This window comes from Mesorhizobium sp. M1A.F.Ca.IN.020.03.2.1, assembly GCF_004023205.1.
Lineage (GTDB): Bacteria > Pseudomonadota > Alphaproteobacteria > Rhizobiales > Rhizobiaceae > Mesorhizobium.
Genome location: NZ_RZSV01000122.1, coordinates 1 through 16,493, shown reverse-complemented (window position 1 = coordinate 16,493; position 16,493 = coordinate 1). Strand labels below are relative to the sequence as shown.

General features: G+C 58.8%; 14 protein-coding genes. 1 reads left to right on the top strand and 13 read right to left on the bottom strand.

The genetic code is table 11. The features are described from left to right. The 3 genes from EOA79_RS19275 to EOA79_RS19265 all read right to left on the bottom strand — a co-directional run. The coding region (locus tag EOA79_RS19275) for a beta-ketoacyl synthase N-terminal-like domain-containing protein (protein ID WP_281060294.1) at window positions 1-534 on the bottom strand (534 nt) is incomplete at its 3' end. Then, entirely contained in the window at window positions 535-816 is a 282-nt protein-coding gene (locus EOA79_RS19270; RefSeq protein ID WP_095517116.1) for an acyl carrier protein, read from the bottom strand. A gap of 1,140 nt (window positions 817-1,956) precedes the next feature. Beyond that, window positions 1,957-3,258 carry an IS110 family transposase gene (locus tag EOA79_RS19265; RefSeq protein ID WP_245489901.1) on the bottom strand — a complete coding sequence of 434 codons (1,302 nt, stop codon included), beginning with the start codon at window positions 3,256-3,258 and terminating at the stop codon, window positions 1,957-1,959. 697 nt (window positions 3,259-3,955) lie between these two features. Between EOA79_RS19265 and EOA79_RS19260 the strand changes: the two genes are divergently transcribed. Continuing rightward, the gene (locus EOA79_RS19260) at window positions 3,956-4,873 is read left to right on the top strand and encodes a LysR family transcriptional regulator (RefSeq protein ID WP_029356610.1); all 918 of its coding nucleotides are present in this window, start codon (window positions 3,956-3,958) and stop codon (window positions 4,871-4,873) included. A 48-nt stretch (window positions 4,874-4,921) separates the two neighbouring features. On the opposite strand, the gene EOA79_RS19255 is transcribed toward EOA79_RS19260, so the two are convergent. The 10 genes from EOA79_RS19255 to EOA79_RS19210 form a co-directional block, all read right to left on the bottom strand. Further along, window positions 4,922-5,725, bottom strand: coding sequence for a TIM barrel protein (locus tag EOA79_RS19255; RefSeq protein WP_029356612.1), 804 nt, complete (start codon window positions 5,723-5,725; stop codon window positions 4,922-4,924). Between the two features lie 164 nt (window positions 5,726-5,889). After that, window positions 5,890-6,951: a LacI family DNA-binding transcriptional regulator gene (locus tag EOA79_RS19250; RefSeq protein WP_091600622.1), complete on the bottom strand. Its 1,062-nt coding sequence runs from the start codon at window positions 6,949-6,951 to the stop codon at window positions 5,890-5,892. Between the two features lie 278 nt (window positions 6,952-7,229). Beyond that, on the bottom strand, window positions 7,230-8,513 hold the full coding sequence (locus EOA79_RS19245; protein ID WP_268929390.1) for a dicarboxylate/amino acid:cation symporter: 1,284 nt from the start codon (window positions 8,511-8,513) through the stop codon (window positions 7,230-7,232). A 388-nt stretch (window positions 8,514-8,901) separates the two neighbouring features. Then, window positions 8,902-9,663, bottom strand: coding sequence for a sulfotransferase (locus EOA79_RS19240; RefSeq protein WP_024505871.1), 762 nt, complete (start codon window positions 9,661-9,663; stop codon window positions 8,902-8,904). Window positions 9,664-9,950: 287 nt separating this feature from the next. Then, the gene (locus tag EOA79_RS19235) at window positions 9,951-10,739 is read right to left on the bottom strand and encodes an ABC transporter permease (RefSeq protein WP_091600620.1); all 789 of its coding nucleotides are present in this window, start codon (window positions 10,737-10,739) and stop codon (window positions 9,951-9,953) included. 3 nt (window positions 10,740-10,742) lie between these two features. After that, window positions 10,743-11,657, bottom strand: coding sequence for a nodulation factor ABC transporter ATP-binding protein NodI (gene nodI / locus EOA79_RS19230; protein WP_091600619.1), 915 nt, complete (start codon window positions 11,655-11,657; stop codon window positions 10,743-10,745). 261 nt (window positions 11,658-11,918) lie between these two features. Continuing rightward, the gene (gene nodC, locus EOA79_RS19225; protein WP_091600618.1) at window positions 11,919-13,244 is read right to left on the bottom strand and encodes a chitooligosaccharide synthase NodC; all 1,326 of its coding nucleotides are present in this window, start codon (window positions 13,242-13,244) and stop codon (window positions 11,919-11,921) included. 15 nt (window positions 13,245-13,259) lie between these two features. Next, window positions 13,260-13,919, bottom strand: a complete 660-nt coding sequence (nodB, locus tag EOA79_RS19220; RefSeq protein WP_091600617.1) for a chitooligosaccharide deacetylase NodB — start codon at window positions 13,917-13,919, stop codon at window positions 13,260-13,262. Further along, the gene (locus EOA79_RS19215) at window positions 13,916-14,506 is read right to left on the bottom strand and encodes a NodA family N-acyltransferase (RefSeq protein WP_063169401.1); all 591 of its coding nucleotides are present in this window, start codon (window positions 14,504-14,506) and stop codon (window positions 13,916-13,918) included. The genes nodB and EOA79_RS19215 overlap by 4 nt, the downstream gene beginning before the upstream one ends. An 854-nt stretch (window positions 14,507-15,360) precedes the next feature. Then, window positions 15,361-16,493, bottom strand: a 1,133-nt coding sequence (locus EOA79_RS19210) for a beta-ketoacyl-[acyl-carrier-protein] synthase family protein (protein ID WP_164893885.1), incomplete at its 5' end; no start/stop codon positions are given.

Below are 16,493 nucleotides of genomic sequence, written 5' to 3'. Positions count from 1 at the left end.
CAGCTTGATCTGATCCACCGCCGAGGCGATCGCATGGTTGGCCGAGGCACATGCGGAGGTCACCCCGAACACCGGCCCGCGCAAGCCGAGGCGCAAGCTAAGATGGACGGAAGCGGCGCTGGGCATCACCTTTACTCCAGTGAAGAGTTCAGCACGGATTGCGCTACCCAAAAGCAGTGAGCGGTAAGTTTGTTCTGTTGCGTATGAACCGGTAAATCCAACGCCCACTGTCGCGCCGAAGCGATGGGCATTCCCTTCGTCGCAGGAAAGTCCGGCCTGCCGCATGGCTTCGCGCGCTGCAAGCACGGCGAGCAAGCTGAAGCGGTCCATGGAGATGAGATGCCCCCGGTTGATGTCGTGCTCGGGCAGCGCCTTGATCTCAGCGCCGGTCATGCCCTCCAGGTCATGAAGCTCGGAATTGGCGAGCGGGCCGATGGCGGAGCGGCCTTCGCGCATCTCTTTCCACATAGAGGCGGCGTCAGTGCCCAGTCCGCACAGGCCGCCCACTCCGGTGATAACGACGCGCCTGTCCATTCAAGCCTCCTTCGCAAGCAAGCCGCGGACGGCGTCCACGACGTCGCCGACATTCTTGAGATTGGACCAGGCATCGGCCGTGTTCATATCGATCTTGATGCCGTAGGCCTGTTCCACATCCCAGAGGACGTCCGCCAAACCCAGCGAATCGAACCCGAGCGCGTCCAGTTCCGTGGCGATTGTTATCTCGCCGACGAATGACGCAGGCATTCCCTCACCGCTCTCCGACTCGGCGCGTTTCTTGATCAGGGCAATGACGTCCGTTGCGAATTGATCGGCCATTCTGTTTCCTGTCTTTCTTTCCCGCGTTTCGACCTGGACGCGGCTCAGTTCCTGAGGCGCGCCGCCTCGCGAAAATAGCCACCACGCTTGTGCGACTGACAAAGCCCAATGCTCATAAAGCCGGATCAGGTCCGGCCGGTGTGTGGCGTAGGTGCAGTATGACGATGTGAGCCGCTACACCGTGCGCGTCTCCCAGTCTGTCCATAGGCTCGGAAGAAGTCGGACAGTTTGACATGGCCGGTCAGTTGCAACTCCCTTTCCCAACACTCCACTGCCCGGTAGAGCGCATGAAAAATCTCCTTTCGGGCGGTTTCTTAAGACGCTCGCCACGCCATGAGGCAGTGGGGCATCGGTGTCCGTCAGGTGCTTCTGCCCATGCAGGATTCCACAACATTGATGAAATCGTTTGTTTCGATGAAAGGCATCCACACTTTGGATAGTTGACCACGCGTTTCAAAGGTCGTGAACTACATCTCCTCGTTGTGCTCGACGCACTCCCGACAGAGCGCAACCTCATGGGCGCGGCATGCAAGATTAACCGAGCCCAGCCGGTCATGAGTGCGGCCGGCGCTCGGCTGCTCGATTATTTGCGCGATGAGCTCGCGACCATATCCGCGGAGGTATTCAAACTTAACGCTGCGTCCGGGAGCTCTTGCCCTCCAGTTCGCGACGCTCTCCTGCCCATCCAGTGCTCGTTTATTTCGTCGGATAGTTTGACCCGGCTCTACCGAATCGCCGCTTCAGGATCATTCTTTCCGATTTCGTCACGCTCGTATTTCTGCCGCGTCCTACACCGATTAGGCGCGAACAAACTGAGCGCCTTGGAACCCGAACCCGTGCGTCGTGACCGGGAGCATCCGGGGCGAACTCATGCGCTCGGGGGCATCGCATCACCGGGCGGCGACAGGCACGGTCGACCGGCATCTCGGCATCGGCTGGGAATTCGTCCATGGTCTGCATTGACGACGCTTCCTGAGGCCACGTAGCTCTTATGCCAAGCTGGGCGCCCGGGTCGAGCGCGTAATGACGACAATTGCTTCGCTACAGGTCAAACGCTTTCCGGGCCACCTGCAAAGTCTTCACCCGGCCGTACAGCGCCCAAGACCACTGATGTGATCGACAAGAGCCTTTTTGACTGCGCTATTCTCCTGTCGCGCACGGACGACCGCGTGGCGAAGAGCAGGGTCCGAGATGAGAGCCCTGCCGCGCAGCTTCTATCGTCGCGCCTCGTTTGCGGCATCCGTGCCTACCCTCTTCGGACCTCGTGGGTTCCAACCGGCGGCGAGGCGTGCATAGGCGCCCTCGGCCTGCTCCACCCAGCGGCGCTCTTCTTCCCGGTGGCTCTTTATGTTGTAGGCGTGCGCGGCTCCCTTTTGGCCGCGCACAGCCTTGCTCCCGGCCTTGAGTTCCACATCGCGCAAGCTTCTTGGCATGCAGGGAGGGTCGAGCCCACGCGTAACTCTCGCCCTTCATCAACAGATGCCAGATCACGACAGAGAGTTTGCGTGCGGTTGCCACGGCCGCGACATGCTGTCCGCGCCGGGCTCGCACGCCGCAGGGAGAAGGCTCGCAACGGTCCGGGAGCACGAGCGGCCGCCCAGGCCGCCTCGACGAGCATGCCGCGCGCATGACCACGGCCCTGCTTGGTGATCCGCCCATGGTAGGCCGGACCTGGCCGGACTGTCGGACGCTTGGGTTCAACCCGAGATAGGTCACGAGCTTCTGCGGATCGTCGAAGCGCGACACGTCGCCGATCGCCGCCTTCATCGCCAGCGCGACGGTGATGTCGACGCCGGGAATGGTCATCAGCCGCTTCACGCCTTCATCCTCGAGAGCCGAGCGGGCAAGATCGCGTTCGATGACCTGGAGGTCTTCGCCCAATCGGTCGAACTCGCGCAGATGCCGATCGATCGCGAGGCGCTCGTCCTGCGGTACGACCTGCTCGATTAACCAGGTCCGACCCTTGGCGCCGCACAGGTCGGCATGCGGGCAGGACGGGATCAGGTGGCTATGAAGGATCGACTGGATGACGGTCTTCAATCGAGATCTCTGTCGGACAATCTGATTGCGCCGTGTCACCTGTCGACGCAGAGCCTGCGTCGGCTCGTCCGCAATCCAGACTTCTGGCAAGAAGCCGCTGGCATAGAGCTGCGCAAGAACGTCGGCGTCGATCGTCGTTTTGATCTTGGCATAGGCAATGATACGCACCTGTTTCGGGTTGCCGATCCCCACCTTCTTCACATGCGGCGCAACCACAGCTGCAGCGGACGTCGCGTTGCCGGTGGCCTCGATCACCCCGACATCGTTCGGCGACAGCTTCGCGGCGAACGCCGCCAGCAGATCGCGCGGCATGTCGACGCGGCCGAGTCGCCTGAGCCTGCCATCCTCCCATGCCACTGCTTCGGCGAAGGCGCGGTGAATATCCAGTCCGATGATGCGCATGCCCGTTCCTCCTTCTTGGCTCGGTCAAAGACGGGAGCTGGCGGGTAACACGACATCTACTGATCCGCGCTCGCAGCGCCTCCGGGAAAGTCGCGAGGGGCGGCCATGTAACGAGCTCGGGCTCTCAGCCCACGGTCTATTGACGGCCTGCCTGCACCTTCGTGCTCCCGGTGCCCCACTTCCCGGATGGGCTCACCATAAGGGCGTTCCAAAACAAGAACAGCAGGACGAAAAGGCACCACAGATCACCACCGGATAACAGCAAGGCCAAGCGCTTCGTTCAGACAGGCTTGCGCCAATGGGCTTAGGCCGAGCCTACAACAGCTCTCAAAGACGCTGCCGAACTGCTGCATTGGCCTCGCCGATACAACACAGGCCTCACGGCAGCTTAGGATCAAACCGCCCATCAGTCGCCTCGGACTGGAAGGGTGCACCCTATTAGGTTCCACGCCTAGCTAGGTCGGGGCCGCCGAAGACGCTGGTTGATAGCCCGGCGCCATCGGCCCGGCATTTCAAACCGCTAATCTCTGACCTGCACAGTACGTACGATTGCTCGCTTCGGCAGATCACGCGGCTCATATGTCGGACCTTAACGTCATCCATCATAAACTTTTTGCGACAAAAGATTGCAAGAATGCTAAATTGTTAAAGTCGTTTGTTTCGGTTAAAGGCATCCATCCCATGGATGGCTGATGACATGCGTTTCAAAGGACTTGATCTAAATCTCCTCGTTGTGCTCGACGCACTCCTGACGGAGCGTAATCTCTCGGCGGCGGCACGCAGGATCAACCTGAGTCAGCCCGCCATGAGTGCGGCCGTCGCCCGACTGCGCGATTATTTCCGCGATGAACTGTTTACGATAAGAGGTCGCGAACGATTTCTAACCCCGCGTGCGGCAGCATTTGCCCCCGCAGTTCGCGACGCTCTCCAGCACATCCAGTGCTCGATTATTTCTTCGGATCCGTTTGACCCAGCTCGAGCCGATCGCCTCTTCAGGATCATTCTTTCCGATTTCGTCACGCTCGTGTTTTTCGAAAAGCTTGTGGAGCGTATTGCACGGGAAGCCCCCGCCGTCAGCTTCGAACTGCTGCCTGTCGACGATAGCCCCGATGAGCTTCTCCGGCGCGGTGACGTCGATTTTCTAATTCTACCGGATATGTTCACGTCGAGTGTGCATTCAAGCGTTCCGCTGTTTGACGAGAAGCTCGTGTGCGTAGGCTGTCCCACAAACAAGCAGCTGCCACAGCAGCTTACATTCGAGAGATACATGTCGATGAGGCACGTCGCGGTCAGGTTCGGGCGTACGATGAAGCCGTCTATCGAGGAATGGTTTTTGCTTGAGCATGGCCTTAAGAGACGTGTCGAGGTCGCCGTGCAGGGCTTCAGCATGATTCCACCTATGGTGTCCGGCACAGCTCGTATAGCGACCATGCCCTTGCGGCTGGTCAGGCATTTCGAAAAAACGTTCCCCCTGCGGGTTATCGAACTTCCGCTGCCATTTCCCACATTCACCGAGACCCTCCAATGGCCGGCCCTCCACAATAGCGATCCGGCAAGCATCTGGATGCGGGAGATAATGATGCAAGAGGCATCTCGGATGGCTGTCCCGCTGTGAACCCACGGAAAATTCAGGCGCACCTATAGTCACTACTCCTGTCACCATCTACTCTGACGACAATAGCCCTCGCCGGATAAAGTCGATGCTGGCGGCAAGTGCGCCTGCGAGATCGTCCAGAGAATGGACTTCCTCGACCAGCTCGAACGAGAAAGGTCCCGCGTAGCCGCCATCCAGCAGCGCCTGAATCTGGCTGCCATTGTCGGAACCTGCAAGAAAGCGATCGGGGTAAATCCAGAAGGTCGGGTCGTTTACGCTTGAAATGTGCACCAGGCCGGTAAGCTCGCAGAACAGGCATGTCTCCCCGGCCAGGGTGTGGTGGAACGTGTCGTGCACGAGGCGAAAGACGGACTGGCCATCAACCGCGGCAACGGCCTCGGCCGCTTCCTTCTTTGATCGAAGCGAGCAGGTTCGGAAACCCAGCGGCTCGATGAGACCGATCAGACCCCGCGACTGGAGGATTGGCTTGATCTCGTTTAGAGCGAAACGAAGATTGTCCTGGCGCTCGCTATTGGTGGGCCACGAGCTGCGGTTGGCCGGCACCAACACGAGCGTCTCCGCCCCGCACGCCGTCGCATAATCGGCGAGGTTGCTTGCCTCGGCCTGACGCGTTGGAGTCCAGTCGTTGAACCGCTGCAAGGCGTTGACAGAGATGATCGTGACGCCCGCTTCGGTAGCGGCAAACCGGACGTCCGCAGCCGGAATGCCGCGTGCGACAGGATTGCTGAAATGAGGGTAACGGATTTGGACGTCGGTCAGGCCTTGGTCACGGGCAAGCGCGAAAAGCGCACTGACGTCAAGGCGGGGCGCCGCCATGTGATCGAGTGCAAAGCGGGGCGATACCTGGCGCATTGCTTGACTTTCCTTCCATGAAGCGCGGCTGCCATTTCGGCATCCGGCTTCTTTCAAGACGGAACCACGCCGGTTCACAGATCGGACAGAGACGGCCGAGTCAATCGAGCTTTCCTTTCATCGGTGAAAGGAAAATGGGCGCTCATGATAGAAATCCATCAAGCTCAAATATTTTCCGGAAGATAAATGTCGAACGGCAGAAATGTCTGCCCCGGGCTCTCCGCGACGCCGGCTTTGATGGCCCGCTCCATTGCCATTATCAGCTCCTGGCAAAGTCGGCGCATTGGCGTGCCGACCGCCATCGTCAAGATGTCATCCGCAAGCGCCCCACGTGACTGCGGCGTCATTTCACTCACGATCGCGACGAGATCCTGACCGCTCCCCTCTTCTCGGAGCGCGGAAATTGCCCCCTCTATCCCCCCGCCGGCCATATAGAAGCCGACGAGCTCTGGTTCCCGCTGCATAAGATCCAGCAATTTTTCGTAAGTGAGCTGCCGTTCATCAAGGTTCACGAGCGCATCAAGCACCTCGAATTTTGGCGCGTTCTCACGAAAATACGCACGAAAGGCCGTTTCCCGCGTCGCATGCGCCTGGAAGCGATGGCTTCCGACAAACACCGCCACCTTGCCGGGCCGTTTTGCGGTCTTGGAAAACACCCAAGCGGCAGTCCGTCCGACCTTGCTGTTGTTGAGGCCGATGTAGCCCTCGCGCACGCCATCGGCGAAGTCGGATAGCAGCGAAAATACCGGGATACCTTTCGCCTTGAGCTCCTCGACTGATGCTGTGATTTTCGGGTGATCGGCCGCCACCATGGCGATCGCCTGGCAGCGGCTCCCAAGGTCCTTAAGAAGCGGGAGCAGGTCACGCGGCAAATGTGACTGCGCGAACTCGATGATCGGAAGGCCGTGGAAGGATTTAGCCATACTGACCGACTCTTCGATCTTGCGAGCGAAATCTTGGTAGAAATCGTGGGTAGGTTTTCTCAAGATGAAGCCCAGCTTGTAGTGCGGCAGGTGCTGCTGCAAGCGCTGTTTGATGAGACCGGCAGCATGATAGCCGATCGCGTGCGCGGCCGCATGGACCCGCTGGGCGGTCTCCTCTCGCACCGGAAGGCGGACGTTCAGAACCCGATCGACTGTTGCTACGCTGACTCCGGCTTCGCGGGCGAGATCGGCAATTGTGACGCGCTTTCCCCTAGCGATTCTGATCGGCCGGTCCTCCATCATCCGGTGCGCTCCCGCGACGGCTTGGGGCGGCAAGCTGAAATAGTTCCCACACCCGGCGGTTGATAGCGCATTCGACGAACAGCGCTCCATGCGCACCCAGATGAGTTTCCGTGAACCGTTCGTTTGCTTAGGGGCTTCATGGTGTTGTATTACTCACTGCGTTAGTACTCTATTTCCAGCGCTCTTTGGAGGCTGGCAATTCGACTGTTGTGGCAAGGCCGCGACTTACACGTCGCGCTGTTGCGATTTTGCTTGCGGGGAGCCAGTTTGATGTAACCCTAACCGCGGAAAGCGGCTTCCATCCGTGACTGGTCCAATTCGCCTTCCCAGCGAGCGACAACGAGCGATGCCACCGCATTACCGACTAAATTCGTCAGCGCGCGGCATTCCGACATGAAGCGGTCCACGCCAAGAATTAGAGCCATTCCGGCAACGGGAACACTCGGCACGACAGAGAGAGTAGCGGCCAATGTGATGAAGCCGGCGCCGGTGACGCCTGCCGCACCCTTCGAGGAAAGCATCGCAATTAGCAGCAGGAGGATCTGATCGGCAATTGACAAATCTGTGTTCGTCGCCTGCGCGATGAAGAGGGCGGCGATCGTCATGTAGATATTGGTACCGTCCAGATTGAATGAGTATCCAGTAGGGATGACGAGACTTACGACCGAACGCGCGGCGCCGGCCTTCTCCATCTTCTCCATGAGCGAGGGCAGCGCGGCCTCCGAGGAGGACGTTGCCAGGACAAGCAGCAGTTCGTCCTTGATGTAGCGGACAAGAGAAAAGATCGAGAAGCCGTTGTAGCGGCAGACCGCGCCGAGAACCCCGAACACGAAGAGGAAGGCGGTAAGATAGAACGTCGCGACCAGTATCGCGAGGTTGGCCACCGAACCGATTCCGTATTTGCCGATCGTAAAGGCCATTGCGCCGAAGGCGCCGATGGGTGCAGCCTTCATCAGAATGCCGACGAGCTTAAAAATGGGGGCGGTAAGCGCCTGGAGAAAGGTAACGACCGGCCTGCTCGTCTCTCCGGTCATCGCCAAAGCAATGCCGAACAGGACCGAGAAGAACAAGACTTGCAGGATGTCGCCTTCCGCGAAGGCACTGGCAATCGTTGACGGGATGATGTTCATCAGGAAGCTGGTCACGGACTGCTCGTGAGCCGTGGCCACATAGCCCTTAACGGCTTGGACATCGAGCGAGGCCGGATCGATGTTGAGGCCGGCGCCAGGCTGAACGATATTCGCGACAATCAGTCCGACAACGAGTGCAAGCGTCGAGAAGGTGAGGAAATAAACCATCGCCTTGGCGGCAACTCGGCCGACCTTCTGCAGATCGCTCATGCCGGCAATGCCGGTCGCTATTGTCAGGAAGATGACAGGTGCGATAATCATCTTGACGACTTTGATGAAGGCATCGCCGAGCGGCTTCAGGCTCTGGCCGGTTTCCGGATAGAGATAGCCAATTGCGGCACCCAGGACTATGGCGGCAAGCACCTGCACGTAGGTCCGGGCAAAATGGCGCTTGCGGGGCGCTGCGATCGCGCGGGGGACTTTTGGAACCAACACCGTTTCTCTCTCCCTGACCGGATCGGGGTGGGGGCTCCTCCTTCTCCCATGCTGCGCTCCGGTCGAGCGCTGCTGTCATCTCGGAGCAAGCGCCGTGCCAACTGGAGGCCTGTCCCGTCCAGCGAGATTGGTGCGGGTTGCGCACTGGAACCCTCCACCTTTGCCGGAATTTGCACTCAAGGCTCGCCAAAGATCGCGTGAAGAAGTGCTTCGCCAGAGAGGGAATTGACCAGGTCGCCTTGCGGCCGTGCCTTTGATGTTCGCCGCAGATCGAATGCCGGCCGATATCTGTCGTCTTGGTGACTTTGGTTGGTCAGTTTTGCGACGGATTGCGCGCAAACTGTAGGATATCCTACACGCCCATCAGAGCACGCGGGACAAGCGATTAAGCGTAGGAGCGCATCGAATCTCCGAGGTCAAAAAATCTTGAATAAGGTCCGCGTGCGAAGTGAATCCGCAACTCGTCAAAGTTCTCCACCGTTTGATCCAGCGGTCGCGTTTCCTGGCGCTGCAGGATGGCGTTATCTGATGGCTCAAGCGCTGGAACGCCCAGGAAATCCCAAACCGCTCCCAAGCATTGGGCAGGTTCATGAAGAAGGCTCTCGTATTCCATTACAAGCAGGTTGGTCGACGTGAAGGAGTCCATAACGCGAGCGTGAAAATCGTCGGCGGCTTTGAAATAAGCCTCACAGTCAGCGATTGACAACCTGACGCTCGGTGGCCGAGCGGTATCGTTGTCCGAGCTGAACTTCAGCCACTGACCGCTTTCCCTGGCCTGCACAAAGGATCGGAGCGATTCCAATACGTTTCGGCGAACAACGAGGATGACCTTGAGTGCTGGCCAACGAGCTAATTCCGCAAAGAATGCTGGACGCTCGCGAAACTGAGGTTCATTGATCTTGCAGCCAAGATGCGTCACATTCTTGTAGTCGCGCATAGGGCAGCGCACATAGGCAAGCTCAAGAAGCTCGCGATCCGTGCCTAGCAGGCGATCCGTGCTGGGCCAATTGGGATCATATTCGTTTAGCAACTCACCGTTACTCAAAACGGTCGGATGCTCGTTTAGCAATTCTTCTAAATAGTGTGTTCCGGTCCTTGGCATAGCAAGGATCACAAAAGGCTCAGGAGTTGGTTCGTTGTGGGTCATTGCATGTGTATCCAACTAAATAATGGCCGCGACGGTCTGGGGACGCGCACAAGAAGCTTGGCTGCTATCGCTTGAACGCTCCGGGTGGGTCCGCGCCTCACCACCCAGCCTGTACTCCGAGGTGTGGTCGCGAAGATGGGCGCGTGCCTGCAGCGGCTGGGTGGCGCCCGGCTTCGGCGTTGTTGTACCACTCGCGATTCCTGGCACACGCATGCCTCCGGGCCGCTGTGGGCAGTTTGCAATCCGGCATTGCGGACCTCCTTCTCGTTGATGGGCGTAGGTAAGCGTCAACGCATTAGTCGTCGATGAAACAGTCCAGCCGACACAAAAAAAGGCAATACAGCGAACATGCAAAGTGCGCCTATATGCAGCCCTACATTGTCGCCCAGGCGGCCGAGCATCACCGGACGGATTAGATCGATAGAATTCGCCAGCGGCGAGAAGGCCGCAATCTGCTGAAACACTCCTGGCAATTGGCCGACTGGAAAAACCGCGCCCGAAAGGAACAGCATAGGTGTGATGACAAGCGTCTGATAGAAAATAAAATAGTGATAACTGGGCGCGAGCGCGATGACGAGCATGGCCAGGCTCGCAAAGGCGAACCCGGTGAGAGCGATGACCGGCAGCACGTAGAGAACCGACGTCCACGCGGCATAACCTAGCGCGGCGGCAACAATCGCAATTGTCGTACCGGCCAGAAAGGCCTTTGTGGCTGCCCAGGTCAATTCACCGAGAACGATGTCGCCGAGGGTAAGTTGTGTGTGCAAGATTGCTTCCCAAGTGCCCTGATCGCGCATTCGACCGAAAACCGCGTAAATTGTTTCGAAGGTCGATGCTGTCATCGCGCTTGTCGCAACCATGCCGGCTGCCAGAAAAGCGATGTAGGATGCACCTTCGATGCGGCCTACCAACAGTCCAAGGCCAGTGCCGAGCCCGAAAAGGTAAATCATCGGATCAGCAAGGGTGCCGAGCATTGAAGCAAATGCCACCTTCTTCCATGCCAAATGATTGCGGCGCCACACCGCGATCCAGTTCCAGGCGTTGGCGGGTAGAGCGGCCGCAAGACGTTCACCCATTGCTCACTTCTCCATCTCACGTCCGGTTAGCCGCAAGAAAACGTCCTCCAGACTGGGTGGACGCTCCAGAATACGCAGACCCGCTCGACCGCGAAGCTGGATGCGCACATCCTCCGGATCAGGCGCATAGCAAAAGAGCGTCTCGCCGCTTACCTCGATACGCTGAACGTACGGCCTGATCAGCGAAATCAGCTCCTGTGGATTGCCGCCGAAGATCTCGATCACGTTGCACCCAATGTACTCGTCGATCAGCGCATGAGGACTGCCCTCGGCGATCTTGCGTCCCCGCTCGAGAACACACAGCCGATCACAAAGCCGCTCAGCCTCTTCCATGAAATGGGTGGTCAAAATGATCGTTTTTCCGCTCGCCAGCAGGAAACGAAGTCGCTCCCAGATCAGATGGCGGGCATGCGGGTCGAGGCCGGTCGTGGGCTCATCCATCACAAGCAACTGGGGGTCGTTGATCAGAGCACGTGCCAGCGTCAGGCGCCGCTTCATCCCGCCGGATAGCAGGCCGACACGTGAATCCGCCTTGCTCTCAAGGCGAGCGAACTCGAGGAGCCGTGGGATGACGGCGTTGATCTCTCTTGTTCTCATGCCGAAGTAGCGCCCGAACACCAACAGGTTCTCACGTACCGTAAATTCCAGGTCGAGATTGTCGAACTGCGGGACCACGCCTATGCCCTTGCGGGCCAAGCGGCTGCGTGCCGGCACTGGTAGACCGAGGACTGTTATATCACCCGCGTCAGGCCGGGTCATACCGAGGAGCATACGCGCAATCGTGCTCTTGCCTGCGCCGTTCGGCCCCAGCAGACCGAAGCACTCTCCCGATGCAACGGTGAAGGACAGCCCGTCCACAACGAGCTTGTTTCCGAATAATTTGGTTACGCCGGTAAGGTCGATTGCTACATTGGACATGCGTCTATCTCAAGCGGAATGAGTCCGATTGGCCACCGGCAGCTTACTTACGAATCTGGTTCAGAGCAGGCCACCGCCTTGAGATGGCACCTTTGGAAAGTCGCGGCCGGAGCGACGCGTGTATCGCTTCCGCCAAAGAATTAACGTCAAGATGCCACGTGTCGCTTCCAGATAGTTCCCGTTCTGACCATAGGTAACTCGACAAGCTTCACCACGTGTCGACTGACACAACTTACTCGGTCACCCGGCGCTGCAAGGCCGTCAGACTTCACCAGCTGTGAGCGAAAGATCTGCAGTATGAAGTGACTCCGCAATTCCAGAATTGCCCGCAGCATTTGCTCCGGCAAGCGGCGTCGCGCTTGTGATTTCCTTTGTGCTTCTGTTGGGCAGGGGAACACTTTTACGCGACAGCCAATCGCTATTGCTCAATGTACACAGGGCGTAAGCCTTCAAGGGGATCAACAGGAATATCCTGATTAACGCGTGCATTGAATAGCCGATGAATCGAAGCTGCCGAGTGCGGAAAGATAACACCGTAGATCTGATTATGGTCATGGTGACAATAGCCAGCACCGTCCACCAATTTACTGTATGTGAAAATAGTAGCTCACCGAGCGCCGTTACTACCGCGATGCCGAGCAACAATGGGCCGAGATTCTCTCCCATCACATCCAAAGTTAGATAGCGATCCAGGCCACGCAGTAGACCTCGCGCAAGCATCGTGTCCCGGAAAGTGCTCCGTGCCCAGCGGAGTTGTTGGCGCAAATAAGGTCCCATCTTGTCCGGAACGACTGTCGCCGCGACGGCACCTGGAACGTACTCGGTTCGAAAGCCTGCTTTCAGCATGAGGATCGTAAGATGACGGTCTTCACCGAAGTCGCTTGGTTTCCCCCTGAACAGCTGCGTCTCGTATTGATCCAGCAGAGAAAGGAGACAAGACCGGCGGTACATTGCACATGGGCCGCAGCAGCACATGACCGCACCAAAGCGACCTTGCGCCGCGCGCTCCTCATTGCAAGCCAGCCAGTATTCCATATCGATCAATCGGGTCAACCAAGTGTCGCTGCGGTTGTATGCCGTCAGCTGGCCCATGGCCGCTCCGACCATGGGATCCCGCATTTTTACTGCAAGCTTCGTGATCACGTCGGACGCAAGTGTCGTGTCAGAGTCGACGCTGAGCACGAAATCTCCAGATGAGCGGCGGATGGCGGCGATCTGCGCCTTGCGTTTGCCAACATTCTCGCGGAGCAGAATGAAATTGAATCTCGGGTCGCCCTCGTAGGCGTGATGTACCGGGATGACGGCATTACGATTTCCAGAACCGTCGTCAACCAGATAGACCTGAAATGTTCCGGCGTAATCTTGAATTGCGATGGAAGCTAAACACGCCGCGAGTGTGCGCGGGTCCTCATTGTAGCAGGGGATGATGACATCCACGCTCGGCCAACGGTCGGATCCGAACAAGCTTTCCGACGGCGGCGTAACATTTTCCGGTTGGGAGTAGACCGCTTGCATGCCTCTGTAAACAGTCGAGAGCACCGCATAAGACGAAACGGCAACAGTACTGGCTGTGGTGAGAAGGTCCATAGGATCTCTGTTTGTTCAGGGATGTTGAGGAAGTGATCGGATTACAAATCCGCGGCCGTGCAATTCTGGAATTAGGCGTGACAACGCTGTCACCGTCTGGTCGCGCAGACTGGCTTGATTGCCTGGTTGCAATTCGTCGGGAGCGCACCCGTCGTGCAACAGCACGATTGCGCCCGGCCGGATATCGGCGAGCACTCTGTCGACGATGGCGTCAACGCCGGGGCGAGACCAGTCGCGTGGATCAATGGACCAATGGACGGGCGCCAATGCCGCACCCGCTGATGCAGCGATTACTTCTTCGGTCCAGATGCCATACGGTGCACGAAAGTACCGAACCATGGCCTGCGGGCAAGCCATCCCTATGACTCTGTTTGCCTCAACTATCTGGCGGTCGACTTCGACGGGCCCGCATTTAGCCAGGTCCGGATGAGTCATCGTGTGGTTGGCTATACCGTGCCCGTCTGTAATAATTCGGCGAACGAGTTCCGGCTCGTCGGCCGCGTAGGCCCCAACAACGAAGAAGGTCGCCGGCACCTGATGTTGCGCCAGCACATTGAGTATCTGCGGTGTGAAAAATGAATTGGGACCGTCGTCAAACGTCAGATAGACGCTGCGCTCTGCAATGCCATCGGCATTGTCACTCTGCCCTTCGCATATGTAGTCCAGAGGCTTCATAGTTCCGGACCGTTCCGGTCGATCAGGGTACCGGACGGCCACTCGTCCATCGAGCGTCCGATCGGCGAAACCAACACGAGTACGTCTTCCAGGCGCGTGGGCGGCAGGTCGGGATGCACGTCTGGACGGGTCGACCGTACGCGAACGCCCGACACAATGTTCGCGAGGCCGGCTCTGCAGAATCTTTCGACATGGTTTCGCAGCGCGTGCCGAACCGTGCCGAAAGCGAATGGAACACCCAACTGATGGAGCACTGGGTACGCCACGCGCATCGAAAAACCGATTCCGAGCCCTTCAAGATCCGGACGAACCGCGTACAGGCCCAATTCAGCGACGATCAAGTCGACCTCGCCAACTTTGATGAAGCGCCGCAGCATGCCGATGTGAGCCGCTACCCCATGCGCGTCGTAGCCGATTGCGCGGAATTCCGGCCTCGCGCCGGCCCAACTGCGGCCGCCTTCGAATGGCTCCGCGTTGAAGGCGCCAGTCCGTCCATAGGTCTTTCGAAAAAAGTCGGAGAGTTCGACATGGTCGGCCAGTTGCAACTCATTTTCCCAGCACAACTTCCACTCGACATTCGGGCGCATGGAAGACCTCACCTTGTAGCTGTCCGGTTGAGATAAATGTCCAAGCATTGGTTAAATAATTGGCGTCGCCCCAACGGGGCGTAACTTGTGGAGACCGCCGAAAGACCAAGCCGCAATGCAGATGCGACTGACTTTGTACGCCCCGCACACCAGATGATGCTCCTCGGATCCAACGCAACCATCGGAACTACCTATCTTTCCAACTTGAAGCGCTTCTATGGGACCTGCAGCAAAAACGGTAAAATCCTTTGTTTAGATGAAAGGTATCCACGCTTTGGATAACTGGGCGAATGCGTTCCATATGGCTGGTCAATTATCGTCGTCACGCTCGAGGCACTTCTGACGAAGCGCAAAGCTCACGCCCGCGGCACGCGCGGCCGTTGCCGGGCCGCTCGATTATCTCCGTAAGAGCCCGAGCGGAGCTCAGACACGACGATTGATCAGAATCTGATTCGCGGGTTCAGTATCTTTTTCGTGTATCCAGCTCTGGGCTGTCCTTTGGCGGGAGTTAGGTTCGCCCAGGTTCTGAGCCTGGGGCGTCGGCCCGTTCGCCGCACAGGCTCCTTCGCACATCGTCGAGGCCGAGAAAGAGGTGGCCACACAGCTCCCCCTGTACTTTCCACCACCCGACACCAGAGCTCACCCAGGGCGCCGGCCTTGCTCACCTCAACGGATAGCGCACTCGCGCCGCTTCACGATTAAAAGAATTCTACAAGCAGATGCCTGTTTGATCGTGAGACGTCCGCTGCCAATTCCCGCATCGCAGAGGCAGCCAATAGCGCTCGCTTCACATAGTGGTCCGGCAAGCAGCTAGATACGACAGGTGACCTCAAATGAGGCGTCTTGCATGGCTTCTACACCTGCCTGAATGCCAGAACTGCGTTCGTGCCGCCCATGGCGAAGGCGTTGCTCATGGCGACGCGCACCTTGCGCTCGCGCGGCACATTGGGCGTGACGTCGAGATCGCAAGCGGGGTCTGGCTCGCGATAGTTGGCGGTCGGCGGCACGACGTCCTCTTGGATTGCCATCACGCAGGCGATCATTTCAAGCGCGCTCGCTGCGCCGAGGCAATGCGCGTGCGTGGACTTGGTGGAAGAGATGGACATCGAATAAGCGTGGTTTCCAAACACACGCTTGATCGCCGCCGTTTCAGTCTGATCATTGCTCTTGGTACCGGTGCCGTGCGCGTTGAGGTAGTCGACGTCCTCGGCATTCAGCCCGGCATCGGCAAGGCAGGCGCGCATCGCCGACGCTGGCCCCTCGACAGATGGCGCGGCGATGTGGAAGGCATCGGCGGAAAGGCCGACGCCGGCGATCTCGGCAAGGATTGTGGCACCACGCGCCCTGGCATGCTCGTAGCTTTCCAGCACGGCCATGCCAGCACCCTCGCCCAGCACCAGGCCCTTCCTATCGGCGGAGAAGGGCCGGCAGGTATCGGGTGAAAGCACGCGCATTGCTTCCCATGCTTTCAGCACGCCCCATGCGAAGGGTGCGTCGCTGCCTCCGGAAACCATTACGTCGGCCCGGCCCAGCTTGATCTGATCCACCGCCGAGGCGATCGCATGGTTGGCCGAGGCACATGCGGAGGTCACCCCGAACACCGGCCCGCGCAAGCCGAGGCGCAAGCTCACCTGGCCGGCGGCGGCGCTTGGCATCGTTTTGGGTACAGCGAGGATGCCAACTCGCCTCGCGCCGTCCAAAAGGAGGGCCCGGTAAGTTTCCTCCATTACATCCCAGCCCAAGCCGCCGACGCCCACTGTAGCGCCGAAGCGATGGGCATTCCCTTCGTCGCAGGAAAGTCCGGCCTGCCGCATGGCTTCGCGCGCCGCAAGCACGGCGAGCAAGCTGAAGCGGGCCATGGAGACGAGCTGCTTGCGATCGATGTCGTGCTCGGGCAGCGCCTTGATCTCAGCGCCGGTCATGCCCTCCAGGTCATGAAGCTCGGAATTGGCGAGCGGGCCGATGGCGGAGCGGCCTTCGCGCATCT